The sequence below is a fragment of the Natronobiforma cellulositropha genome (assembly GCF_025629245.1).
In the GTDB taxonomy this organism is placed as follows: Archaea; Halobacteriota; Halobacteria; order Halobacteriales; family Natrialbaceae; genus Natronobiforma; species Natronobiforma cellulositropha.
This window is the reverse complement of record NZ_JANZXN010000024.1, coordinates 1-21,149: the sequence shown is the minus strand read 5'-3', so window position 1 is coordinate 21,149 and position 21,149 is coordinate 1. Positions and strand designations below refer to the sequence as shown.

The 21,149-nt window shown below is 66.7% G+C and carries 25 protein-coding genes; 9 read left to right on the top strand and 16 right to left on the bottom strand.

Annotated elements, in window-relative coordinates:
* Positions 1–44 precede the first annotated feature (44 nt).
* Both N0B15_RS11740 and N0B15_RS11735 read right to left on the bottom strand, forming a co-directional pair.
* Positions 45–1,235, bottom strand: a complete 1,191-nt coding sequence (locus N0B15_RS11740; RefSeq protein WP_263019899.1) for an inorganic phosphate transporter — start codon at positions 1,233–1,235, stop codon at positions 45–47.
* Between the two features lie 112 nt (positions 1,236–1,347).
* Positions 1,348–2,064 carry a DUF5828 family protein gene (locus N0B15_RS11735; protein WP_263019898.1) on the bottom strand — a complete coding sequence of 239 codons (717 nt, stop codon included), beginning with the start codon at positions 2,062–2,064 and terminating at the stop codon, positions 1,348–1,350.
* Positions 2,065–2,202: 138 nt separating this feature from the next.
* Between N0B15_RS11735 and upp the strand changes: the two genes are divergently transcribed.
* Complete coding sequence (gene upp, locus N0B15_RS11730; protein WP_263019897.1) at positions 2,203–2,880, top strand: uracil phosphoribosyltransferase; 678 nt, start codon at positions 2,203–2,205, stop codon at positions 2,878–2,880.
* 201 nt (positions 2,881–3,081) lie between these two features.
* Here the strand turns inward: upp and N0B15_RS11725 are convergent, their stop codons facing one another.
* The gene (locus N0B15_RS11725; RefSeq protein WP_263019896.1) at positions 3,082–3,339 is read right to left on the bottom strand and encodes a DUF8007 family protein; all 258 of its coding nucleotides are present in this window, start codon (positions 3,337–3,339) and stop codon (positions 3,082–3,084) included.
* A 109-nt stretch (positions 3,340–3,448) separates the two neighbouring features.
* Here N0B15_RS11725 and N0B15_RS11720 point away from each other — a divergent pair, with 109 nt between their 5' ends.
* Positions 3,449–4,045 carry a DUF8052 family protein gene (locus N0B15_RS11720; protein WP_263019895.1) on the top strand — a complete coding sequence of 199 codons (597 nt, stop codon included), beginning with the start codon at positions 3,449–3,451 and terminating at the stop codon, positions 4,043–4,045.
* Here the strand turns inward: N0B15_RS11720 and N0B15_RS11715 are convergent.
* From N0B15_RS11715 to N0B15_RS11705, 3 genes are all read right to left on the bottom strand, one after another.
* Positions 4,042–5,994 carry a carbon starvation CstA family protein gene (locus tag N0B15_RS11715; RefSeq protein ID WP_263019894.1) on the bottom strand — a complete coding sequence of 651 codons (1,953 nt, stop codon included), beginning with the start codon at positions 5,992–5,994 and terminating at the stop codon, positions 4,042–4,044. The genes N0B15_RS11720 and N0B15_RS11715 overlap by 4 nt on opposite strands.
* A gap of 127 nt (positions 5,995–6,121) precedes the next feature.
* Positions 6,122–7,090 (bottom strand): ArsA family ATPase, encoded by a 969-nt coding sequence (locus N0B15_RS11710; protein ID WP_263019893.1) that lies wholly within the window; start codon positions 7,088–7,090, stop codon positions 6,122–6,124.
* Positions 7,090–7,425, bottom strand: coding sequence for a DUF7990 family protein (locus N0B15_RS11705; RefSeq protein WP_263019892.1), 336 nt, complete (start codon positions 7,423–7,425; stop codon positions 7,090–7,092). The genes N0B15_RS11710 and N0B15_RS11705 overlap by 1 nt, the downstream gene beginning before the upstream one ends.
* Before the next feature lie 87 nt (positions 7,426–7,512).
* On the opposite strand from N0B15_RS11705, the gene N0B15_RS11700 reads away from it, so the two are divergent.
* Positions 7,513–8,733, top strand: coding sequence for a CobW family GTP-binding protein (locus N0B15_RS11700; RefSeq protein ID WP_263019891.1), 1,221 nt, complete (start codon positions 7,513–7,515; stop codon positions 8,731–8,733).
* A 5-nt stretch (positions 8,734–8,738) separates the two neighbouring features.
* Here the strand turns inward: N0B15_RS11700 and N0B15_RS11695 are convergent, their stop codons facing one another.
* Positions 8,739–9,059, bottom strand: a complete 321-nt coding sequence (locus tag N0B15_RS11695) for a hypothetical protein (protein ID WP_263019890.1) — start codon at positions 9,057–9,059, stop codon at positions 8,739–8,741.
* Between the two features lie 168 nt (positions 9,060–9,227).
* Here N0B15_RS11695 and N0B15_RS11690 point away from each other — a divergent pair, with 168 nt between their 5' ends.
* Positions 9,228–9,434: a DUF8107 family protein gene (locus tag N0B15_RS11690; RefSeq protein WP_263019889.1), complete on the top strand. Its 207-nt coding sequence runs from the start codon at positions 9,228–9,230 to the stop codon at positions 9,432–9,434.
* Positions 9,435–9,451: 17 nt separating this feature from the next.
* On the opposite strand, the gene N0B15_RS11685 is transcribed toward N0B15_RS11690, so the two are convergent.
* The 3 genes from N0B15_RS11685 to trpY form a co-directional block, all read right to left on the bottom strand.
* Entirely contained in the window at positions 9,452–9,649 is a 198-nt protein-coding gene (locus N0B15_RS11685) for a YgaP family membrane protein (RefSeq protein WP_263019888.1), read from the bottom strand.
* Positions 9,650–9,821: 172 nt separating this feature from the next.
* On the bottom strand, positions 9,822–10,430 hold the full coding sequence (locus N0B15_RS11680) for an IMPACT family protein (protein ID WP_263019887.1): 609 nt from the start codon (positions 10,428–10,430) through the stop codon (positions 9,822–9,824).
* Between the two features lie 182 nt (positions 10,431–10,612).
* Positions 10,613–11,116 (bottom strand): TrpY family transcription regulator, encoded by a 504-nt coding sequence (gene trpY, locus N0B15_RS11675; protein WP_263019886.1) that lies wholly within the window; start codon positions 11,114–11,116, stop codon positions 10,613–10,615.
* A gap of 147 nt (positions 11,117–11,263) precedes the next feature.
* Between trpY and N0B15_RS11670 the strand changes: the two genes are divergently transcribed.
* Positions 11,264–12,001 carry a hypothetical protein gene (locus tag N0B15_RS11670; protein ID WP_263019885.1) on the top strand — a complete coding sequence of 246 codons (738 nt, stop codon included), beginning with the start codon at positions 11,264–11,266 and terminating at the stop codon, positions 11,999–12,001.
* Positions 12,002–12,085: 84 nt separating this feature from the next.
* Here N0B15_RS11670 and hisB read toward each other — a convergent pair whose 3' ends face one another.
* The gene (gene hisB / locus N0B15_RS11665; protein WP_263019884.1) at positions 12,086–12,679 is read right to left on the bottom strand and encodes an imidazoleglycerol-phosphate dehydratase HisB; all 594 of its coding nucleotides are present in this window, start codon (positions 12,677–12,679) and stop codon (positions 12,086–12,088) included.
* A gap of 269 nt (positions 12,680–12,948) precedes the next feature.
* Between hisB and N0B15_RS11660 the strand changes: the two genes are divergently transcribed.
* Both N0B15_RS11660 and N0B15_RS11655 read left to right on the top strand, forming a co-directional pair.
* The gene (locus tag N0B15_RS11660) at positions 12,949–13,227 is read left to right on the top strand and encodes a DUF8028 family protein (RefSeq protein WP_263019883.1); all 279 of its coding nucleotides are present in this window, start codon (positions 12,949–12,951) and stop codon (positions 13,225–13,227) included.
* A 251-nt stretch (positions 13,228–13,478) separates the two neighbouring features.
* On the top strand, positions 13,479–14,990 hold the full coding sequence (locus tag N0B15_RS11655; RefSeq protein WP_263019882.1) for a TrkH family potassium uptake protein: 1,512 nt from the start codon (positions 13,479–13,481) through the stop codon (positions 14,988–14,990).
* Between the two features lie 13 nt (positions 14,991–15,003).
* On the opposite strand, the gene hisA is transcribed toward N0B15_RS11655, so the two are convergent.
* Positions 15,004–15,738 (bottom strand): 1-(5-phosphoribosyl)-5-[(5-phosphoribosylamino)methylideneamino]imidazole-4-carboxamide isomerase, encoded by a 735-nt coding sequence (gene hisA / locus N0B15_RS11650; RefSeq protein ID WP_263019881.1) that lies wholly within the window; start codon positions 15,736–15,738, stop codon positions 15,004–15,006.
* 375 nt (positions 15,739–16,113) lie between these two features.
* Here hisA and fer point away from each other — a divergent pair, with 375 nt between their 5' ends.
* Complete coding sequence (gene fer / locus N0B15_RS11645; protein WP_263019880.1) at positions 16,114–16,503, top strand: ferredoxin Fer; 390 nt, start codon at positions 16,114–16,116, stop codon at positions 16,501–16,503.
* Positions 16,504–16,766: 263 nt separating this feature from the next.
* Here the strand turns inward: fer and N0B15_RS11640 are convergent, their stop codons facing one another.
* The 4 genes from N0B15_RS11640 to N0B15_RS11625 form a co-directional block, all read right to left on the bottom strand.
* Positions 16,767–17,813, bottom strand: a complete 1,047-nt coding sequence (locus N0B15_RS11640) for a metal ABC transporter permease (protein ID WP_425494233.1) — start codon at positions 17,811–17,813, stop codon at positions 16,767–16,769.
* 3 nt (positions 17,814–17,816) lie between these two features.
* On the bottom strand, positions 17,817–18,569 hold the full coding sequence (locus N0B15_RS11635) for a metal ABC transporter ATP-binding protein (RefSeq protein WP_263019879.1): 753 nt from the start codon (positions 18,567–18,569) through the stop codon (positions 17,817–17,819).
* A gap of 62 nt (positions 18,570–18,631) precedes the next feature.
* Entirely contained in the window at positions 18,632–19,621 is a 990-nt protein-coding gene (locus N0B15_RS11630; protein ID WP_425494234.1) for a metal ABC transporter substrate-binding protein, read from the bottom strand.
* Positions 19,622–19,806: 185 nt separating this feature from the next.
* Entirely contained in the window at positions 19,807–19,968 is a 162-nt protein-coding gene (locus N0B15_RS11625; RefSeq protein WP_263019877.1) for a hypothetical protein, read from the bottom strand.
* 614 nt (positions 19,969–20,582) lie between these two features.
* Here N0B15_RS11625 and N0B15_RS11620 point away from each other — a divergent pair.
* Positions 20,583–21,149, top strand: a 567-nt coding sequence (locus N0B15_RS11620) for an eCIS core domain-containing protein (protein ID WP_263019876.1), incomplete at its 3' end; no start/stop codon positions are given.

Here is a 21,149-nt window from a genome sequence, read left to right as displayed (position 1 = left end):
AAAGGGTGTTCGGTCTCTCGCGGACGCGACAGCGGTGGAGGCGGTCAGCCGAACAGCCAGGTGAAACCGAGAAAGCCGACGTAGGTGACGACGATGGCACCGGCCAGCGAGAGGACCCACGCGAGGACGGTAAAGCCCATCTTCCGGACGCTGACGCCGCCGCCGGAGTCCATCGCGGCGTAGCCGCTGCCGATGATCGCGGAGACGACGATCTGGTTGAACGAGACCGGGATGCCGTAGAGGATGGCGACCTGGGCGATGGCGAACGACGGAATGAGCGCCGCAATCGACCGGCGCGGGCCCAGCGAGGAGTAGTCCTGTGAGATCGCCTTGATCATCCGCGGTGCGCCGGTCCAGGCCCCCGCGAGCAGTCCGACGCCGCCGCCGACGAGCAGCGCCGTGACCGTGAGACCGACGTCATCGGCGAGCGGGACCAGCGGGCCGACGGCGAGACCGACCTGGCTGCCGCCGGCCGAGAAGGCGACGAGTGCGCCGAGTGCGAGCAGGAAGTGGCGCTCGGCCACGCTCGTCCCGCGGCGCATGTCCCAGCGGAGGACGCCGGCACAGCCGAGCGCGAGCGCGAGCGTGACGGCGACCACGGCGCCGGCCGTGGGACCAGGAACGACGCCCGCGGCGGCGACGGCGATCGACGCACCCGCACCGTCGGAGCCGAGGACGGCGAATTCGACGTTCGCGAGCAACGCGCCCACGATACCCGCCAGGATGAGGACGACCTGGCGTTCGGGAATCGGTTCCTCGCGCAGCGCTCGAGCGGTGACGTAGGCGACCGCGCCGCCGACGAACGGCGTCAACAGCCAGAGGGTCGCGATCTCACGGTACTTCCACCAGGCCGGGTCGCCGTTCATCGCGAGACCGGCACCGATCACCGCACCCGTGACGGTGAACGCCGTTGCGATGGGGTAGCCGGTGAAGATGCCGATGGCGACCAGTATCGCGGCGATCGTCAGACCGATCGTGGCGGCCTCGGCCGAGAGCGTCACGTTCTGGATGAGGTCCTGGCCGACCGCCTCGGAGACGTTCGCCCCCTGGAAGATCGCCCCCAGCAGACAGCAGATGCCGACGAGAAAGCCCGCCCGCATCACCGAAATCGCGTTCGCCCCGACCGCGGGTGCGAAGGGCGTCGAACCGCTCGAGCCAGCGCCGATCGCCCAGGCCATGAAGAGGCTGGCGAGGGAGGCGAACGAGAACGCGAGGAGCGTCGCGACGTCGACCATGGTTCACCCCTACCGCCGGGTGCTATTAGTGTGTGCCGACCGCCGGCCATCGCACGCCCGAGAGCCGTCACCCTCGAGTGACAGTGCGTCGGGACGGCCTACGCGGTCGCGGTCAGTTCGTCGTCGAGCGGGTGTTGTCGGTCGGCTCCGGTGGTGGCTCGACGCCTTCGACCGCCTCTGCGGTGTCGGTGTCCTTCTCGACTTCGACGTGCCAGCGGTCGACCTCGTCTGCGAGTTCGGCCAGGCGGTCGGAGACGTCGGCTTTCAGCGGGTCGTCGTTGACGTTCACCTCGAAGACGAACGTCTCGTCGCCGTTGCGCCCGGCCTGCTGGATGTTCGCGCTGACGAGTGCGTTGTCGAAGTAGTAGGGGGCGAGTTGGGTCATCACGCGCTGGTAGACGGTGTCTTCGACGCGTCGGATCGCCTTCCGACTCGCTGAATCGGCCGCACGCGCGACGTAGTCGATCGACTCCCGCCAGGTGTCGACGGCCTCGGCGGCGTCGTCCTCCTCGAGCGCCTCGTAGGAGGCCGAGAGTTTCTCACCGGCGGTCTTGATGTCGTCGTCGGGTGCCTTTCCCGCCTTCTCGCCCTCGCCCTCCTCGAGGTGGGCCTGGGCGGCGGTCTTCTCGCTGACGTCGACCTCGAGGGTTTCGTGGGCTTTCGGCCGCCACTCGTTCCACTCCTCGTACGCGCGAGCGAAGCGGGCGTTCAGGTCCGTATCGGGTTCGTCGACGCCAGCCTCGCGCAGGGCGTAGGTGATGCGCTCGCCGTGTTCGACGACGTCCCCCCAGTCGCCGCGCACTTTGAAACCGGAGATGCTCTCTTCCATCGGGTCGCTCGGGGTGTATGGCGCGCACCCGTATAAACTTCGTTGCCGCAGTCGCCCGCTCGAGCGGCCCGTTACCCGTCGGTCACATCGGCGTCAGTGACCGATAACGTAAACTGTCCGGCGGGTGCGCGTAGACGTATGCCGATCGAAGACAGGGGAGACGCCTACCTGATCACGCACGCGATGGCGAAAGACACCCTCTCGCGGCTTCGCGACGTCGAGACCGAACAGGTCGGGTTCCGGAAGGGACTCGTCAAACTCGGCCGGCTCTGTGGCTACGAGATCATCGACGGCCGGATGGAGACCGAGTACGTCGCCATCGAGACGCCGCTCGAGGAGACGATGGGCGAGCGGGTCAAGGGACTCGAAGACGTGGTAATCATCAACGTGTTGCGCGCGGCGACGCCGTTCGTCGAGGGCCTGCTGAAGGCGTTCCCACGGGCGCGCCAGGGCGTGATCAGCGCCAGTCGCGACGAACACGCGGGCCGCGACGACAGCGGACGCTTTCCGATCACCGTCGACTACGTCAAGTTACCGGAGATTCGCCCCGAGGATACGGTGATCGTCGCCGACCCGATGCTCGCGACCGGCAGCACCATGTGTGCCGTCTTGGAGCACGTCATCGAGACCGCCCCCGATCCGGAACACCTCATCGTCCTCTCGGCGGTCTCGGCACCCGACGGCCTGCTCAGAGTCGGCGAGGAGTTCCCCGAAGTCGACTTACTCACCGTCGCCATCGACGACTACCTCGACGACGACGGCTACATCGTCCCCGGTCTCGGCGACGCGGGCGACCGGGCGTTTCGCACCACGTAGCGAACCCCTTCGCTTCGCCTCGAAACCGCACGCCCCGAGTACGGCCACCCGCCTCGAGCGTCCTGTGGAAACGCACCACCTGTGAGGAACTGTGATATACATAGCCGCTCGAGTGTCTCGGTGATACACGATGGCCAGCAGAGCGACCGCTCGCGGTGATCGTGGGGACTCGAGACGGTCGACGGGTGTGGGCGCGGACGCTCAGCGCCGCGGGTCGATCAGGCGCGCCGCGGTGTCGTCGAGCCAGCGGCCGAGGCGGGCGGCGGCGACGGCCGGGGCGGCGGCGAGACGCAGGTCGCGTTCGTCGACTTCGATCGCGCCGCCCTCGAACGGGTCGTGACGCTGGCGTGTGCGAGCGCGGCGGTCGTCCTCGCCGGTCCCGTCACCCGGGTCGGCGGCGTCGAGGACGGTCGTAAAACTACAGCGACCACAGCTCTCGCGACGACTCGAGCGGTCCATACGGTCGTGTGTAGGGACCGAATCGTGATAAGGTCTCGCACAGAGAGGTAGCGCGAACGCTTTTGCCACTGTACCGGCTTGGCTGACACATGCACGCGTGGTGTCGGCCGTGACCGCCGAGCGAGCGTCACCGGAACGCGACGACGACCGCCCGACGTGGGACGACGAGTACGTAGAGCGCGTCGCCGGTCGGCTGAGCCACCACTACGACCTCGAGCGGGGGTACAGGCTCGAGGGCGAGCAGTTCACGATGTACGGCCAGCTGCGCGTCACCTACGAGCGCCACGCCATCCACCCGTCGGTCACCTTCGGCCACCACGAGGCGCGCGAACACCTGTTCGTGACCGAGTGTGAGCGGCCGACGGTGGCGACGCTCGAGGGACTCGAGGCGCTGGGTGAGCGCCTCGCCGAGGAGTGGGTCGAGGCGGACGAAGACCACTACAGTACGGACTTTACGTTCGCCGTGATCGCGGCTGAACTGCCCGAAGACGCACGCGAGTACGTCTCCGGCTACCGGAACCGGACGCTGTTGACGTACGGCTACAACGGCCACTACGAGATCAACCTGCTCGTCGTGGTGCCAGCGCGTGAGGTGTGTGTCTCGAGTGCGAACGCGGACGTGGCCCAGGCCTTTGCGGTGTGGGAACCCATCGTCGCGGAGACGCCGGGGCGGCTGGATCGGCTGCTGGGCTGGCTGTCGCGTTAGTCGTCGTCGCCGGGTTCGCCACCGGCGAGGGCGTCCACGCTGAGACCTGCCCTGGCCTCGCGGACGTTGTCGACGCCCATGCGCAGGAGGCTAATGGCGAGCCAGACGAGGACGAGCGCGATGAGACTCAGCAGGGTGAACGAGAGGGTGTGGAGCGACGCCTCGATATTCGTGATCGTGCCGGGGTCGGCGAGTACCTCGCTCCAGACCTCCCACTCGGTCATCTCGGGACCGACGGCGGCGGGTTCGATGATGTACGCCGGGAAGCGGATCAGCGAGACCCAGAGGAGACCGATGACGGTGACGGCCATCATGAACGCGAGCGGGACGCCGGTGCTGAGTAGCTGTTTCGTGCTCGACCAGTTGGCGAGCCAGACGGTGACGACCAGCAGGGCGAGCGCGGCGAGCATCTGGTTCGCGCCGCCGAAGAGCAGCCAGAGGTTCTCCCAGGAGCCGGAGGCGACCAGTACGTAGCCACCGACCGCGGTCACGCCGGCGTTGGCGTAGCGGTTGGTCATCGTCTCCTGGAGGCTCGTCTCGGGCGTGCCGACGAGTTCTTCGATCAGGTACCGGCCCAGCCGCATCGCCGTGTCCGTGCTGGTGAGTAAGAAACTCGCGAAGACGAGCGCGATGAACGTCGAGGCGAGCGCCGCCGAGACGCCGAGGGTCGTGACGAGCGCCCCGCCACCGGCCGGGAAGACGGCGATGGCCGCCCCCAGATCACCGGCCGCGACCGTCGCAGCGGCGAGCGAGACGGCGATGATCGAGGTCAGCGCGAGCAGCCCCTCGCCGAGCATCGCCCCGTAGCCGATCACGCGGGCGTCGCTCTCTCGATCCAGCTGTTTGGCGGTCGTCCCCGAGGAGACGAGCGAGTGGAAGCCGCTGATCGTCCCGCAGGCGATCGTCAGAAAGAGGAACGGAAGCAGTGGTCCCAGCCCGGGGTGGACGAAGCCGGTGTAGGCCGGGATGGCCGCCTCCATGCCCTCGATGGTGACCGAGTCGAACGCCTCGATACCCGAAACCGGGATGTCGACGGGAGTGAACGCGCCCGTCAGCGCGAGGTAGGTGCCGACGAAGACGCCGAGTAACATCGCGCCGATGCCGGTGTAGAGCAGCGTCGAGGTGAGAAAGTCACGCGGCTGGAGTAAGACCCACACCGGGAGGACTGCCGCCACGAACGAGTAGCAGACGGTGACGATCGCCCAGAGCGCGAAGTTCGGGTTGACGGCGTCGGCGAGCGGGAGCCACGCCCAGTTCGCCCCGTCACCGAGGAGGACGATCGTCCCCTCCGGCAGTCCGTCGACCCCGGCCAGCGCGATGGGAAACTGGATACCGACCCAGACGCCGGCGAAGACGCCAGCGACGAAGAAGACCGCACCGGGGAGAAACGGCCCGTTGAGCTGGTAGAGGTAGACGCCGAACGCCAGCGCCAGCGCGATGTAGATCACGCTCGCGGTCGCCGCCGGTGGATAGGCGTTGAACACCTGGGCGATGAGGAAGACGAACGCCGCGACCACCAGCACCACCAGCAGGAAGGCGAACCACAGCAGCATATTCTTTCCGCGCTCGCCGACGTACTCGCCGATGATGTAGCCGATCGACTTCCCCTCGTGGCGGACGCTCGAGGAGAGCGCCATGAAGTCGTGGACCGCGCCGAAGATCGGGTTGCCGATGGCGACCCAGAGCAGCCCGGGCAGCCAGCCGAAGGCGGCGACCGCCGTCAGCGGTCCCGCGATCGGTGCGCCGCCGGCGACGCTCGAGAAGTGGTGTCCGAGCAACACCGGCCGTTTCGAGGGGACGTACTCCTGTCCGTCCTCGTGTCTGTGCGCGGGCGTCTCGCGGTCGTCGTCGATCTCGACCAGTCGAGCCAGGTACGCCGAGTATCCAATATAGCCGACGGTGAACGTGGCCAGCACGAAGACGACGAACCAGATGACCTGAACCTCCATAGTATCACGGTATACCGACTCATACCATGAATATGTATTAAAACCCCATGGACGATAATGACATACGCATAGACCATAGTTGTAGAAAGTATGGAATGGATGAATGTTGGCGTCCCGGCGTTCGCGGCTACGAGTCGACCGCCAGCGCCGAGAGGCTGATCTCCTCGGCGACCCGCTCGAGCGTCTCGCCCGTCACCTCGCCGACTCTGGTCTCGAGTTCGGCGACGACCGGGACCTCGAGCGACGCGCGCGCCTCGCGGATGCGCTCGCGCTCGGTGGCACAGCGCTCGCGGAGGTAGCGCGCGCCGCGGCCCTCCTCGTGGCTCTCCGGTTCGGGCGTGACGCGGTTGACGACGACGCCGCCGACGGAGAGGCCGGACTCCGTGAGCGTCTCGAGGGCGCGTTCGGTCTCGCGCAGCGAGAGCGAGTCGGGGTTCATCACCAGCGCGAAGACGGACGACTCGGTGAGCGTCTCGCGGGCGAAGGCGAAGCGCTCGCGGCGGGTTTCGAGTCGGTCGATGATGGGATCACCCTCGAGCAGGCGGCGAGGGGTTCGCCCGCCGATAGCCGCCCGCTCGTAGAGGTCGACGCTCTCGCGGCGTTTCTCGAGGAGGCGCTCGACCCAGCCCTCGAGCAGTTCCGGCAGGGAGAGCAGCCGGAGCGTCCCGCCGGTCGGCGAGGTGTCGAAGACGACGCGGTCGTAGGTCTCCGCGTCGGCCATCACGTCGACGAAGCGGTCGAACAGCGCCGCCTCGTAGGCTCCGGGCGTCCGGTGGGCCATCTCGAGCTGGAGGTCGACCTCGTTGACCATCACCGGGCTGACCTGCGCGCCGAGTTCGCGTTTCAACTCCTGGAGGTGCTCGCGGACCTCGCGTTCGGGATCGATCTCGAGCACCGACAGGTGCTCGTGGCCGTCGACCGCCTGCGGCTCGTCGGAGAACGGCTGGTCGAAGACGTCGGCGGTACTGTGGGCCGGATCGGTCGAGACGAGCAGCGTTCGCTCGCCGTCGCGGGCACAGCCGAGCGCGAGCGCACTCGAGACGGTCGTCTTTCCGACACCTCCTTTGCCGCCGACGAAGACGAAGCGGCGGGCCATCAGAGGTGGTGCTGGCGACCTTTGCGTTCGAGGATCGAGCCACGGTCCCACATGCGCCGTTCCCAGGCGGCGAACTCGTCTTCGAGGTAGGGCAGGAGTTCGGCCGTGTAGTACGAGACCGGACTCGGAATGCCGAAGGCGTCGGGGAAGCAGGCGAGCATGAAGGCGTCTTCGCGGTCTTCGGCCTCGAGTTCGATGATCTCGTAGGCCGGGTGTGAAATCATGCCGTGGTACAGCCCGCGTGCCCACTCCTCGAGCCACGTCCCGCCGAACCGGGCGGCGAGCCAGCGCTCGAGAGCACGGCGGTAGGCGGCGATCCGCTCGGCGATCGTCATGCGTGAGCGTTGCACAGATCGAGCCAAAAGAATGTCGCCGGCCGAACCGAGGGGAGGCTTTTCACCCCGGGCGCGGTACCGGCGTCTATGCGCGATCGGATGCCGGTCACCGTCGTCAGCGGGAGCCTGGGTGCCGGGAAGACCACCCTGCTCAACCACCTCCTGACTACCGCCGACAGACGCCTCGCCGTCCTCGTCAACGACGTCGGAGACGTGAACGTCGACGCCTCGTTGCTCGAGTCCGGGTCGGACCTCCCGCGTGAGGGCATCGCCGAGCTGAGCAACGGCTGTATCTGCTGTGAACTCCAGGACGACCTCGAGACCGAGGTCAGGGCGCTGGCACGGCGCTACGACTTCGACCAGCTCGTCGTCGAGACCTCCGGGATCAGCGAGCCCGCACCGGTCGCCCGCCTCTTCACGACCGGGAGCGCGGCCGCCCGCTACACCGTGGACGCACTCGTCACCGTCGTCGACGCGAGCCTCCTCGCGACGGTCGTCTCGGGCGACCGCCTCGAGCGCGAGACCCCACCCGAGGCGGCCGACCGCCCGCTCTCCGACCTCCTCTTCGAACAGATCGAGGTGAGCACGCTCGTCCTGCTCAACAAGTGCGACCTCGTGAGCGAAGGTGAACTGGAGCGACTCGAGCGGGTCGTCGCCGGGCTACAGCCCGACGCGACGGTGATCAGAACCGTCTACAGCGAGGTCGAAGTCGAACGCGTCCTCGAGCGCGAGGAGTTCGACCCGCAGGCGCTCGGCGGTCTCGCCGGCTGGCAGCGCGCACTCGAGGAGTATCGGGCGCACGCAGACGAGGCGTGTGGCCACGGCGGGGACGGAGAGCACACCCACCACGGCCACAGCCACCGGACACCAGAAACCGTCTACGGCGTCGAGGCGATCACGCTGCGCTATCACGCGCCACTCGAGCCAGAGCGCTTCGCCGCATTCCTGCGCGAGCTGCCACCGGCGGTGCTCCGCCTGAAAGGCCCGTGCTGGCTCGCGGGCCGGGACGACCTCGAGGTACAGGTCAGCGGCGCTGGCCGATCGGTCGCCGCCGAGGGCGTCGGTCCCTGGGCCGCCTCCTTGCCCGCCACCCGCCGGGAGCTCTACCGGGAGAACCACCCCGACCTCCCCTGGGACGAGCGCCACGGCGACCGGCGAACCGAACTCGTCGTCATCGGGACCGACCTCGACGAGACCGCGCTCACGGCTGGTCTCGAGGCGTGTCTGACCGATCCGGACGAGGACGCGCCGCTCGAGGCGGATTCGTTTCCGCGCGAACGCGGCGAGCGGACGGTCGTCCGGCGCTGACCGACTCAGCGCAGGAACGGGAGCGCCAGGAGCACGGCGAGCGCGACGGCGATGGCGACCGCGTAGAGCAGCCAGGAGAGCGGATCGCTCGAGTACGGGTCGCGTTCCCTGCCGCCACGCCAGACGAGCCGGTGGTAGGCCACCACCGAGAGACAGCAGAAGACGGCGGTGGCGATGGCGAGCGCCGCGGGCAGTGAGAAGCCGAGTGCGCCGAGGTAGAGCGGACCCCAGGCGTGGGTGAGCAAGAAGAGTGTGAGCACGACGACGAGCAACGGCACCGGGTCGACCGGGCGGCCGTCGCGGGTTCTCGGGCGTGGGAGTCTCATGGCTGGTATCCGTCGCGGTTCGGAGGCTGGGAATCTCGTAGCTGGCATCCGTCGCGGTTCTGAGGGTGGGACTCTCGTGGCCACCACCTCGAGTGCGTCCGTCGAGACCGGGTGTGAACGGCTCGAGCGGTGCGGAACCTTAAGAGCGTCCGGCGAGAGTCACGAGCTATGAGCGGTGACCTCCAGGAGGGACTCGAGGGATCGGCGGGCGACCCGCGGGTGCTGTTCGTCCTCAACGTGGTGCTCTCGGGGGCGTTCGCCTACCTCGTACTGTTCCTCTCGGACCTCGTCGGCATCACGACGCTCACCTGGAGCCGGTGGCTCGGGTTTACGCTCCTGTTGGTCGTACTCACGTACCTCGTCACGCGCGCGTAGGGGTGGTGCGGTGACCATCAGGACGAACAGGTGTCGATTCCGAACAGCGCGTTCAGCGGACAGCGTCTGATGACGGCCGTCGCCAGGACGTCGCTCCCGGCGACGAACGCGAGCGTCGCGGGCGTCCGGTCGCGGTGTCGATACCCGACGGCGAGCAGCGTGAGTCCGAGGGCGGCTCGGCCGAGACGGTCGGCTCCACAGACGTTCGGGTGCATACCACCCGTAGGATCCGTACCCGCCTCAGTCTCACGCCTGCACGTGACCGCTCTCCGGGAGCGTGGCCGAGAGAATCCGTACTCGAGCCTGCGCGCCAACCCCCTGGTTTCCGGTCGAACCCCGCCACCGTCGGGCGAAAAGCCCGTGTGTGTTCCACCCGAAGCAGGGGTGTTACTCGAGCGTCGCCCGGCCGCTGGTCGCGCTCTGGATCCGTTCGCGCAGGGCGGGCGCGTCTGCGCTCGGAACCCGTACGTCGAAGCTGACCGTCTCCTCGTAGGCGGCGTCGAACGCGAGGTCTTCGCTCTCGAGGATGCCTCTGACGGTGCCGGAGTCGTCGTAGGCGACGGTGACCGCGAGGCGTTCGTGTGGGCGCTCCTCGACGACGCCCGCGGCGTCGATGGCCTCCGCGGCAGCCCGCGAGTACGCCCGCACCAGGCCGCCGACGCCGAGGTTCGTCCCGCCGTAGTAGCGGGTGACGACCACTGCGGTGTTCTCGAGGTCGCGCCCTTCGAGGACGTTCAGCGCCGGTTTGCCCGCCGAGCCGGTCGGTTCGCCGTCGTCGCTCGCGTACTCGCGGACGAACGAGCCCTCGGTGTCGGTCCGTACCCGGTAGGCGGGGACGTTGTGGGTCGCGTCGGCGTACTCGGCTTCGACCGTGGCGACGAAGGACTCGGCTTCCTCGACCGACTCGACGGGGCGGACGTGGCCGATGAACACCGACCCGGACACGGTAAACTCGGCATGGGCGGCGGTCGCGACGGTCGCGTAGGTGCGCGTCACCGGCGCTCACCCGGCCTGAGCGAGCGGCCGCCATCACGGACGGGGGTGCGAAGGTCGGCTGCGAGCGCGCGCATGCTCGAGGGGACGGCCCGACGGGGAGTAATGCCACCGGTTTCTCCGGGCGTGAGAACTGCACTCGAAACGAGGGGGTGTCGGCCCCGACGTGGTGGCCGCCAGACGGCTCACTGCAACTCGATCTTCCTGACGAACTCGAGGTCGCGGATCTCGGTGATGACGTCGCCGTGGATCTCCTCGTCGGTGATGAGGTAGAGACGCGGCTCGTCGGTGAACTCGGGATCTTCGCTGATCGTCTGTCGGATCGAGACGCCGTGGTCGGCGAGGATGGCCGCGACGGTCGCGACGATGCCGCGCGCCTCGGCGTCGGCGACTTCGACCGAGAGCACGGTCAGATCGAGGACGGGGGCGAGGTCCATCAGACTCGGCACCTGCGAGATGTTCTGGAAGATGCGCGTGAGTTCGTCGTCGCCGAGGATCACGTTGGTCGTCGAGTCGACGACGCGCCGGTCGACGCCGATCTCGCGAGCGATCCCCGTGTTCGGAATCTCGATGCCACCAGATACCACGCGCCCGTCGTCGTTGACCGAGAAGCCGCGCTCGAGCAAGAGGCGGATGACCGCCTGCTGGCTCGGCGACCCCTCGAACTTCTCCATGATCTCGTCGAACATTCGTCGGCCGATATACGCGGCCCCCCGTATAATCAGCGGTGGTCCGCGAGCGCGGACGACGGTCCCGTGGGCGGATCCGCCAGCGGGTGAGTCGGCCGGTCGGCCGTCTGACGGACGTTTTTTATTCCGTGCGAGAGAGTGAGCGTCATGCACGCACTGCGAAGCTGTGACTTCTGTGGGACCGACGCCGTCGGTACCTTCGAAGTCGTCCCCCCGGAACTCGAGCCGACCGAGCGCGAACAGCGTCGCGTCGTCCTCTGTCGGGCGTGTCAGGAGCGCCTCGACGTGTTGCTCGAGCCGTTGCTCGCGCGTCTCGACGCGCCCGCATCCGACGACGGACGGCGAGCGGCGACGACGACCCCGGACGACGAGCGCGCGGAGCACCGAACGGCAGAAACGGCCCCAGACGACGGGACCGAACGTTCCAGGCCGACGCGACGGTCGATCACTCGAGCGGGGGCGTCCGCTGGTCGTGACGAGGACGTGAAGGTCGAAGACGACGAGCCCGGCGGGCAGAAGGGCGATGGACGGACAGCGAGTGAACCCCCTCGAGCGGCGGCCAGCGCGGGGCGAGGGGGTGCGACCGAGGGCATCACGCTCGGCCGCGGCGACACGCGAGCGACAGCCGAGCGGTCGACGACCGACGACGAGACCGCGGCGGCGGCGAAGACCGAGGAGTCGACGAGCGACGAGCGGCCACCGAAGGCCTACGGGAGCGTCCTCAGGCTCTTACAGAACCGCGAGTTTCCGATCGAACGCAGCGCTGCCGAGTCGCTCGCCGCGGGTGCCTACGACCTCGAGCGCCACGAGGTCGAGGCGGTGATCGACCACGCGCTCGAGCAGGGAGAGTTACGCGAGGACGGGTCGAACCTCCATCGGCCCTAGTGGCGTTCCAGGCCTGAACTGACGAGTCGAACCAGTTGCGGGTATCGGTTCGGCCCATCAGTCGACGCGTGGGAGGGGACTAGTTCACTCCGAGAGCGTCCCTTTCGTACTCGGTGCGCCCTCCCGGCGCTCGTCGTAGCGGGTCGCGTCGTCGAGCGCGCGGGCGAGCGACTTGAACAGCGCTTCGACCTCGTGGTGGGCGTTCTCCCCGCTGACCTCGAGGTGGAGGGTGAGACCGGCGTTCATCGCGAGCGACTCGGCGAAGTGTCTGGCCATGTCGCTCGTGAACGCGCCGACGCGCGCCTGCGAGAAGGTCCCCTCGAAGTAAAAGCGCGCGCGCCCGCTGACGTCGACGACGGTTCCGGCGACGGCCTCGTCGAGCGGGACGCGCCGGTCGGCGTAGCGGACGATGCCCGCACGGTCGCCGAGCGCCTCGTCGAACGCCGTCCCGAGGACGATGGCGACGTCCTCGACGGTGTGGTGGTCGTCGACCTCGAGGTCGCCGTCGCAGTCGACCTCGAGGTCGAACAGGCCGTGGGCGGCGAACGCGGTGAGCATGTGGTCGAAGAAGCCGATGCCGGTGTCGACGTCGGTCTCACCGGTGCCGTCGACGGAGAGTGTACAGTCGATCGTCGTCTCGGCCGTCTGGCGCGAGAGCGTCGCCGTTCGCTCGGTCATAGGCGAACGAGCGCGCCGGCAGTACAAGGAAATTCCGTTCGGTGGTGTCAACACTGGCGACGTTCCGGAGGCAATACCTGTTCCCGATAGTCGAGGTAGAGAAACGGTCTCAGAAGCAGTTGTAAAACGTCTACCCGGTTCTGAGTCGTTCGTGAAACGTCAGACACTGGTGTTCGATCGCTGTGAAACGAGCCGAAACAGGGCCAATATTCGACCTATTATATGCTGGTGGCAGTGAAGGTCAGTAGTACGTAGAGGTGACCAACACGATGACCCCTCCAACCCCGCTCCCAAACGACTCGATCACGTCCTCGAACACCGACGCGGCCGCCCAGCGAGACGGCCGCCTCAGCGAGACCCTCCGCTCGCTGAAAGGACCCACCCAGTTCGTCAGCTTCTGGGCCGCGGTCGCCCTCCCGTTCGTCCACGTGACCCTCCTCGCGTACGGACTCGACCACCGGCCCGTCGCGCTGGCGTTCATCGTCCTCCTCGTCGTGAATGTAATCGCCCTCTACGTCGGCCACGGCTACAACCAGACTCGAGCCTGAACCGCCGCCCGAGCGTCCGCTCCGGTCTCTACGGCCGTCCTCCAGCCACCTCCGATCACGGTTCTGTTCCACTTCCGACGGTGCGTTCGTTCGCTCGAGTGGTGACGCTAACGAACGTCTACCGGTCGGTGAGCACGGATAGACGTCGAATACCGGTCTTTTATTTCGCGTGGCTTCGAGGGAGAGGGTGTGAATCGGGCCAGCGAACGGACGGGTGTGCCGTGGGACGGCGTTCGAGCGCCGGGTGACCGATGACCATCCGCGTCGAGTGGCGAGCGAGCGTCAGCCTCACCGGGACCGTTCTCAAGTGGCTCGCCGTGGCGCTCCTGTTGCCGCTGGCACTCGCGGTGTTCGACGGCGACGACGTCCTCCCGTTCGTGGCCGCCATCGTCGTCACCACCGTCGTCGGTCTCGCCCTCGAGCGGACCTACGAGGACCCGGACATCCACCAGCGCGAGGCGTTTCTGGTGGTCGCGCTGACCTGGCTCGGCGTCGCGGTCGTCGGGGCGATTCCGTTCGTCCTCGCAGACCCCGCGAACGTCACGAACTCGCGAGCACTCGCCCACCCCGTCAACGCGCTGTTCGAGAGCATGAGCGGCATCACGACGACGGGGGCAACCGTCATCGAGGACTTCGACGACCACTCGCGGGCGGTGTTGTTCTGGCGACAGCTCATCCAGTGGCTCGGCGGACTCGGCATCCTCGTCGTCGCCATCGGCCTGCTCTCGAACCTGATGGTCGGGGGTGCACAGCTGATGGAGACCGAGACCCAGACCCAGAACGTCCGGAAGCTTCGCCCACACATCGGTGAGACCGCCCGGCTCATCTGGTGGCTCTACGTCGGCCTGACGCTGCTCGCGATGGCCGTCCTCTACGGTCTCCACCTCGTCGGTCTCGCACCGAACATGGACCTCTTCAACGCCGTCTCCCACGGCCTGACGAGCGTCTCGACGGCGGGCTTCTCGCCCGAAGGCGACAGCATCGGCGCATTCTCACCCGCCGTCCAGTGGGCGCTCATGCCCTTTATGATCCTCGGCGCGACCAACATCATCCTGCTCTACTACCTCACCGGTGGCGACCTTCGGCGACCGCTCGAGAGCGATGAATTTCGCTTCTACGTCGGCATGCTCGCGTTCTTCTCGAGCGTAGTCGTCTTCCTCCTGCTCGCAGACGGCACCTTCTCGAGCGTCGAGGAGACGGTCCGCCACGGCCTGTTCAACGTCATCTCGATCACGACGACGACGGGCTACGCCTCGGCGGACTTCGACCTGTGGACGCCCGGGGCGAAGCACATGCTCTTTCTGTGTATGTTCATCGGCGGCATGGCCGGCAGTACGACCTGTTCGATCAAGGCGCTACGCTGGGTGATCGTCCTCAAGGCGTTCAGGCGGAACCTCTTTCTCGCCGTCCACCCGCGCGCTGTCCGCCCGATCCGTCTCGGCGGCGAGGTCGTCGACGAGGAGACCATCCGCGACGTCTACTCCTACGTCCTGCTCGCGCTCGTCATCTTCTTCGCACTCACCATCGTCATCGTCTCCGACGCCGCTCGAGCGGGCACCGTCGTCACGGAGTTCGACGCGATGGGAGCCGCCGCCTCGATCTTCCTCAACATCGGTCCTGCCTTCGGCGAGGCTGGCCCGTTCGGCAACTACCTCGCCTTCCCCACGAGCACCCGCGCGGTGATGGTCGTCATGATGTGGGTCGGCCGCATCGAGATCATCCCCGTACTCGTGTTGTTGACACGGGCGTACTGGACCTCGTGAGTGAGCGCCGCGGTCACTCCTCGACGGCCGCCTGCGCCTCCGCGAGCGTGAACTTGCCCTCGTAGAGGGCGCTGCCGACGACGACGGCGGCCGCCCCGGCGTCTCGCAGCGCCGTCACGTCAGCGAGCGTGGCGACGCCGCCGCTGGCGATGATCGGTACGTCGGTCGCCGCGACGAGGTCGCGGACGGGGTCGGTCGCGACACCCTCGAGTTTCCCCTCGACGTCGACATTGGTGAAGAGGATGGCACAGGCACCGAGGTCGTCGTAGCGCGCGGCGGCCTCGACGGGCGAGATTCCCGCGCCCTCGGTCCACCCTTCGACGACGACCTCGCCGTCTTTCGCGTCGAGGCTGACGACGACGCTGTCGGGGTGGCGCTCGCTGATCTCGGCGACGATATCGGGGTTCTCGACCGCCGCAGTACCGAGGATGACGCGGTCGACACCGCGCTCGAGTACGTCGGTGGCGTCGGCGGCGCTCCTGATCCCGCCGCCGAGCTGGGTCGGGACCGAGACGGCGTCGACGACGGCGTCGATGGCCGCTCCGTTGGCGCGTTCGCCGTCGAACGCCCCGTCTAAGTCGACGAGGTGGAGCGAGCGCGCACCCGCATCGATCCAGCGCGTGGCGGCGTCGACGGGGTCGCCGTAGGTCTTCTCGGTGCCGCGTTCGCCCTGAACGAGCTGGACGACCTCGCCGTGTTGTACGTCGACCGCCGGGATGACCTCGAACCGCGGGAACTGCGTGGACATGGTCGTACACGCGCGCGCCGACGGAATAAGCGGCCTGATCCGGGTCGAGGCGCGCCACCGGTCTGGTGACGTGACGGGGTGGACCGGCACCCACCCGTCGCCGCGGGGTCGACGGCCGTCTCCGTCATCCCCACCTCGCTTGCGAGATGCTATCAGGGGACGAAACGCGGCGGAATCCGGGTTCTGTGGGGCGGTTTCGCACGCTCACGAGAGTCGAACAGAGATTCTTCACGGACATACTCTTTTCAGCGACAGTCACGAGAAGAAATCAGACGAACGTCGAGTTTCGACACCCATCTCGAGCGAAACGTCCCGGAAAGGCAGGATAGATGCGAACAGCAAGCTATACCAGTCCGGGCCGCAAAGCCTGAAGTGATGCCCACGGTAGAATACCTAAACTACGAAGTGCTAGACGACCAGGGATGGGACCTCGAAGACGACGACCTCTTCGAGAAGGCCGCAGGCGAGGGCTTCGACGACGAAGACCACGGCGAGATCGAAGTCAACGAGGGCGAGTACATCCTCGAGGCCGCCGAGGCCCAGGGCTACGACTGGCCCTTCTCGTGTCGCGCTGGCGCGTGTGCGAACTGTGCAGCGATCGTCCTCGAGGGCGACATCGAGATGGACATGCAGCAGATCCTCTCCGACGAGGAGGTCGACGAGAAGAACGTCCGTCTCACCTGCATCGGCTCGCCGGCCGCCGACGAGGTCAAGATCGTCTACAACGCCAAGCACCTCGACTACCTGCAGAACCGCGTCATCTAAACCTCCTCGACGCGCACAACTCGACTATTTTTGCAGCAGTCTCTCGAGCCGAGAGCCGTGCACTCGTGACGAGGGCGGCGGGTTCCGTGGAGAAATGTCAGGGGCGTCCCTGATCACGAACTGCCAGTGACAGCGGAGCTCACCTGGCTCGCGGGTCGGACACTGGCGTCGCCCGAACCGCACTAGTGGGCAGGAGGCGTATCCGGATAAGTTTTACTATGTCTAAATATATAATTAGCTCAGTCTAATTCGTTCGGGGGACCTCACCGCAGGCTGGTGACGGCGAGCGCACCGAGGTAGAGGCAGATGGCGGCGATGATGATCATCGCGCCCGTGGCGACGTTCCAGTGCGCAGACGAGAGGATGCCGCCGACGATGGCGAGTTGGCCGAAGAGAACCGAGAGGACGAGCCCTCGAGTGAAACTGCTGGTGAGGACCATTGCGGCGGCGACCGGGATGACGAGCATGCCCGCGACGAGGATGGCACCGAGAATCTGCATCGCGGCGACGACGACGAGTGCGGTGAGGACGATGAGCAGCGTGTCGTAGAACCAGACGTTGATGCGCGCGAGGCGGGCGGCTTCGCGGTCGAACGTGATAAACAGCAGTTGCTTGTGCGTCAGGGCGATGGTGGCCGCGACGATGAGAGTGAGCGCGACCATCAGTTGGACGTTCTCGAAGGGAACGAACAGGATGTCGCCGAAGAGGTAGCTCTCGACGGTCGCACTGAAGGTGACGCCGTAGGAGATGATGGCGACGCCGACGGCGAAGCCGCCGGTGAGCATGATCGCGATGGGGACGTCCGCGTAGCCGTCGGTCTTCACCGCCACGTACTGCATGCCGAGGGCGGCGATGGCCGCGACGACGAGCGCGAAGCCGAGGGGGTAGTTGAGACTCGGGACGGCGGCCCCGACGAACAGGCCGATGGCGACCCCACCGAACGCCGTGTGCGCGAGTGCCTCACCGATGAGCGCCATCTGGCGGTTGACGAGGTAGGCGCCGACGACCGGCGCGGTGATCGCGATGAGGATTCCCGCGGTGAACCCGCGCTGGAGGAAGCCGCTACAGACGAGCCACGGATCGAACGAGAGACCGAGCCACGTGCTCAGTTGCTGGCCTACCCAGGTCGTCGAGAAGGCACCCAGACCGACCTCGAACGAGTGACACGTGCTACTCCAGAACAGGCTGTAGAGGGTGGGGAAGACGGCCACGATGAACCCCGCAGAGAGGAGCGCGACCGCGGCGAGGATACCGAGGACGAGAAACTCCTCGCGCACGGAGCGGAGGAGACTGGAGCGGTCGAGCGACACGGTTCAGTCGCCCCCGACGGGCCGGTGTGCGTTCGCGACGCGAACCGAACTGAACGCACGCTCTAAGGCGTCGCTCTCGAGGAACGCGCTCGTCTCACAGTGGGCGTACAGTTCGCCGTCGAGACAGGCGATGGTGCTCGCGTGTTCGGTGACGACGCCGATGTCGTGTTCGACGAGGACGATGGTGATCCCCTCGTCGTTGAGTTCGCCGAGGAGGTCGTAAAAGCGCGCGAGCGAGTCGGCATCGATACCGACCGTGGGTTCGTCGAGCGCGAGCAGGTCCGCCTCGGAGGCGAGCGCGCGGGCGATGTACGCACGCTGGCGCTGGCCACCCGAGAGCGTCGAGAGCCGTCGGCCGGCGATGTCGGTGATGTCGACGCGCTCGAGTGCGTCGTCGACGGCCGCGTGATCGGCGTCGTTCAGTCGGTCGATACCGGCGTGTGCGTAGCGGCCCATCGTCACCACCTCGCGGACGGTGACGGGCATCGTCGCGTCGGCGTCGGTCGAGTGCTGGGAGACGTAGCCGAGACGGGTGCCGTCGGTGAACGTCTCGGCAGGCTGGCCGAACAGTTCGACGCGGCCGGCGTCGGGCCGCTCGAGCCCGAGCATGATCCTCACCAGCGTGGTCTTCCCGGAGCCGTTCGGGCCGAGAACACCGAGGAACGCCCCCTGCTCGACAGAGAGCGAGACGCCGCGCAGGACCGGCTCGTCGTCGTAGGCGAAGTGGACGTCGTCGACGGAGATGGCGCTGGTCATGAACGTAAGAGCGTGTCGTTAGTCACGTATTCGGCTACAGCTATCAAAATCTTTCGTCTCGTCTAATCTGTGGTCTGGAGCGCTACCTCGAGCGACGGGAAATTCAGCTCGCGGAAGTGATCGACGTAGCCCCAGTCGGCGTCCATCTGCACGCTCGAGTCGATCTCCGGGCTGCCGTCGATCTGGGTTTCGACCGGAGAGAGCGGGAGAATTTCCGCGTCGGTTTCGTCGGCCAGGTCGCGCGCGAGCACAGCGGGTTCACCGACGTCGTAGAGGACGTGCTCGATGCCGAACTCGTCGATCAGTGTCTCGATCTCTCTGACGTCCTGTGGCGAGGCACGGTCGTCGGGCGAGGTTCCCACCGGCGAGTGGATGTCGATACCGTAGCGTCGGTGCCACCACTGGAACGAGTCGTGGGTTCCGACGACGAGTTCGTCGAGCGTCGCCCGGTCGACGATGTCCTGAAACTCCGTGTGGAGCGACTCGAGTTCCTCGTTGAAGGCGTCGGCGTTGGCGGCGTAGTCGTCGGCGTGGTCCGGATCGATCTCCGCGAGTCCGTCGGCGATGTTGTCGACGCCGTGCTGGCACTCGACGGGGTCCATCCACCAGTGTTCGTCGTTGTCCTCGGCGGGGCTGTCGAAGAACTCGATGCCCGCAGAGGCCTCGATCACGACCACCTCGCCGTCGGTCTCGAGCTGTGAGGCGGCGTCGTCTTGCCAACTCGAGAAGTCGCGCAGGTAGACGAACCCGTCGCCGTCTTCGATCTCTCGGACGATACCGGGCTGGGGGTCCCAGTCGTGGCCGTGTTCGCCGACGGGCACGAGGTCGATCACGTCGATGTGGTCACCGGCGACCTGGCGGACGAAGTCCCAGACGGCGGGCATCGTCGCGAAGACGGTAATATCGGCGTCTCCGCTACCGGAACCGTCGTCGTCCGTCCCGCTTCCGAGACACCCCGCGAACGAGGCCGCGAGTACCCCGCCTGCAGCGAGGGCTCGCCGACGGGTGAGTCGATCTGTCGTCGAACGAATCCGCGTCGAACTATCAGTCATCGAGTTGGATTCGAGCATGCGAAGTCATATAGATTTCGATTCGAGAAAAATGTTTAGTGTTGTCTAAATTGCTCGGCTGTAAGAGCACAGAGCGTCGGGGACGGCATATTCGGATCGGTGGTTCAGGCCGTGAGAAGCCGACGTGTACGGAAACCTGGCGCACCGCTAGCGGGAGAGTTTCGAGACTACCGGAGGTCTCGAGCCTCCGCCTGGGTGAGATAACAGCCACAGGAGGCCTGGATGGTCTCCGGTCCTATCGCCGTCACCCCCACCACAACACTCTCACAGTGAGGACACCGCGGCGGGTTCCACTCCTCGCCGCCCCAGCGGCCGACGTCCTCACTCATCGAGTTGCCTCCGGTCTGCGGGGTGCGTACGGGACACTCGGGTGTGAGCGTAATCACTCAGAGAACGGGCGTTTCGCGGTCTGTACAGTGCGTTTGCGAGCCTTTTAAGGTCGCGTGGTTGGTACTGAGTCATGGCTTCGAAACCCCGAAGGGTTGGAAGCCACGCCTCGGGTGCTCCACCACCCGGGGCACATTCTCTGCGTACCCCAACCGGCGTCCGGCAGGCGTAGCTTCCACGTTCGAGTTTTACGGATAGATACATATAATTTCTGGAAATGGGTGTTGGTGATGTGTCTCTCTCCTGTGAAACCCGGGTCGGGAGGTGGGGTATCCCGCGGTGGTGTCCGAACACCAACAGCTAATAGGACCAAGCAGTAACGCTTCGATAATCACCAATGCAACGATACACGAGGTGGGGCGTGTGAGCTTCGACCGGGACCGACGCGGCCGGTCGAACGACGAGAGTGAGCGAAACGAACGAACACGGCGCGCTCGAGCGCAGGCCCAGACCCAGCGCGGGGCGCGGCCGTACCAGTACCTAACGCGAGTGGGCCAACCATCGCGCGAGNCGTAGCTCCTGGAAAGCGGGCGTCGAACTCGACACCGAGAGCGCGATGCGTTCGGTCGAGGCGCAGACGGAGAGCGATTTAGCAGGTGAGACCGCGACACCCGACGTGGTGCGGCGGGTGATTTCCCAGCCGGGGCGGCCGCTCGAGGGAGCTGTTCGTGAAGAGATGGAAGCGCGGATGGGCGACTCCTTCGGCGATGTACAACTTCACACGGGGCCGGAGGCCGCGAAGGCGGCGAGTGCGCTCGAGGCACGGGCGTTCACCACCGGGAACCACGTGGTGTTCAACCGTGGGGAGTACGACCCCGAGAGTCCGGAGGGGAAGTACCTGCTCGCACACGAGTTGGCGCACGTGCGCCAGCAGACCGGCGGTGCCATTAGTATGCTCCCTCAGGAGGGGAGTTCGCTGGTGATCGATCCCGATCCGGCGCTCGAGCACGAGGCCGACGAAGTGGCCAAACGAGCGCTCGAGGGTGAGGCGGCTGACCCGGTAGTCGCACATCGCCTCGGGATGGACGTTCACGTCCAGCGCCTGCCAGTCGCTGGCGCGCTCGAGTCGATCAAGCAGTTCAAGTCGATGATGGACTTCAATCGGGAGGCGCGTGAGGCGCGT

What these genes read in the sequence shown, in the direction of transcription:
- N0B15_RS11740 (WP_263019899.1), bottom strand. Translation starts at nt 1,235, where the DNA reads ATGGTCGACGTCGCGACGCTCCTCGCGTTCTCGTTCGCCTCCCTCGCC.
- N0B15_RS11735 (WP_263019898.1), bottom strand. Translation starts at nt 2,064, where the DNA reads ATGGAAGAGAGCATCTCCGGTTTCAAAGTGCGCGGCGACTGGGGGGAC.
- upp (WP_263019897.1), top strand. Translation starts at nt 2,203, where the DNA reads ATGCCGATCGAAGACAGGGGAGACGCCTACCTGATCACGCACGCGATG.
- N0B15_RS11725 (WP_263019896.1), bottom strand. Translation starts at nt 3,339, where the DNA reads ATGGACCGCTCGAGTCGTCGCGAGAGCTGTGGTCGCTGTAGTTTTACG.
- N0B15_RS11715 (WP_263019894.1), bottom strand. Translation starts at nt 5,994, where the DNA reads ATGGAGGTTCAGGTCATCTGGTTCGTCGTCTTCGTGCTGGCCACGTTC.
- N0B15_RS11710 (WP_263019893.1), bottom strand. Translation starts at nt 7,090, where the DNA reads ATGGCCCGCCGCTTCGTCTTCGTCGGCGGCAAAGGAGGTGTCGGAAAG.
- N0B15_RS11705 (WP_263019892.1), bottom strand. Translation starts at nt 7,425, where the DNA reads ATGACGATCGCCGAGCGGATCGCCGCCTACCGCCGTGCTCTCGAGCGC.
- N0B15_RS11700 (WP_263019891.1), top strand. Translation starts at nt 7,513, where the DNA reads ATGCGCGATCGGATGCCGGTCACCGTCGTCAGCGGGAGCCTGGGTGCC.
- N0B15_RS11695 (WP_263019890.1), bottom strand. Translation starts at nt 9,059, where the DNA reads ATGAGACTCCCACGCCCGAGAACCCGCGACGGCCGCCCGGTCGACCCG.
- N0B15_RS11690 (WP_263019889.1), top strand. Translation starts at nt 9,228, where the DNA reads ATGAGCGGTGACCTCCAGGAGGGACTCGAGGGATCGGCGGGCGACCCG.
- N0B15_RS11685 (WP_263019888.1), bottom strand. Translation starts at nt 9,649, where the DNA reads ATGCACCCGAACGTCTGTGGAGCCGACCGTCTCGGCCGAGCCGCCCTC.
- trpY (WP_263019886.1), bottom strand. Translation starts at nt 11,116, where the DNA reads ATGTTCGACGAGATCATGGAGAAGTTCGAGGGGTCGCCGAGCCAGCAG.
- N0B15_RS11670 (WP_263019885.1), top strand. Translation starts at nt 11,264, where the DNA reads ATGCACGCACTGCGAAGCTGTGACTTCTGTGGGACCGACGCCGTCGGT.
- hisB (WP_263019884.1), bottom strand. Translation starts at nt 12,679, where the DNA reads ATGACCGAGCGAACGGCGACGCTCTCGCGCCAGACGGCCGAGACGACG.
- N0B15_RS11660 (WP_263019883.1), top strand. Translation starts at nt 12,949, where the DNA reads ATGACCCCTCCAACCCCGCTCCCAAACGACTCGATCACGTCCTCGAAC.
- N0B15_RS11655 (WP_263019882.1), top strand. Translation starts at nt 13,479, where the DNA reads ATGACCATCCGCGTCGAGTGGCGAGCGAGCGTCAGCCTCACCGGGACC.
- hisA (WP_263019881.1), bottom strand. Translation starts at nt 15,738, where the DNA reads ATGTCCACGCAGTTCCCGCGGTTCGAGGTCATCCCGGCGGTCGACGTA.
- fer (WP_263019880.1), top strand. Translation starts at nt 16,114, where the DNA reads ATGCCCACGGTAGAATACCTAAACTACGAAGTGCTAGACGACCAGGGA.
- N0B15_RS11635 (WP_263019879.1), bottom strand. Translation starts at nt 18,569, where the DNA reads ATGACCAGCGCCATCTCCGTCGACGACGTCCACTTCGCCTACGACGAC.
- N0B15_RS11630 (WP_425494234.1), bottom strand. Translation starts at nt 19,621, where the DNA reads ATGACTGATAGTTCGACGCGGATTCGTTCGACGACAGATCGACTCACC.
- N0B15_RS11625 (WP_263019877.1), bottom strand. Translation starts at nt 19,968, where the DNA reads ATGAGTGAGGACGTCGGCCGCTGGGGCGGCGAGGAGTGGAACCCGCCG.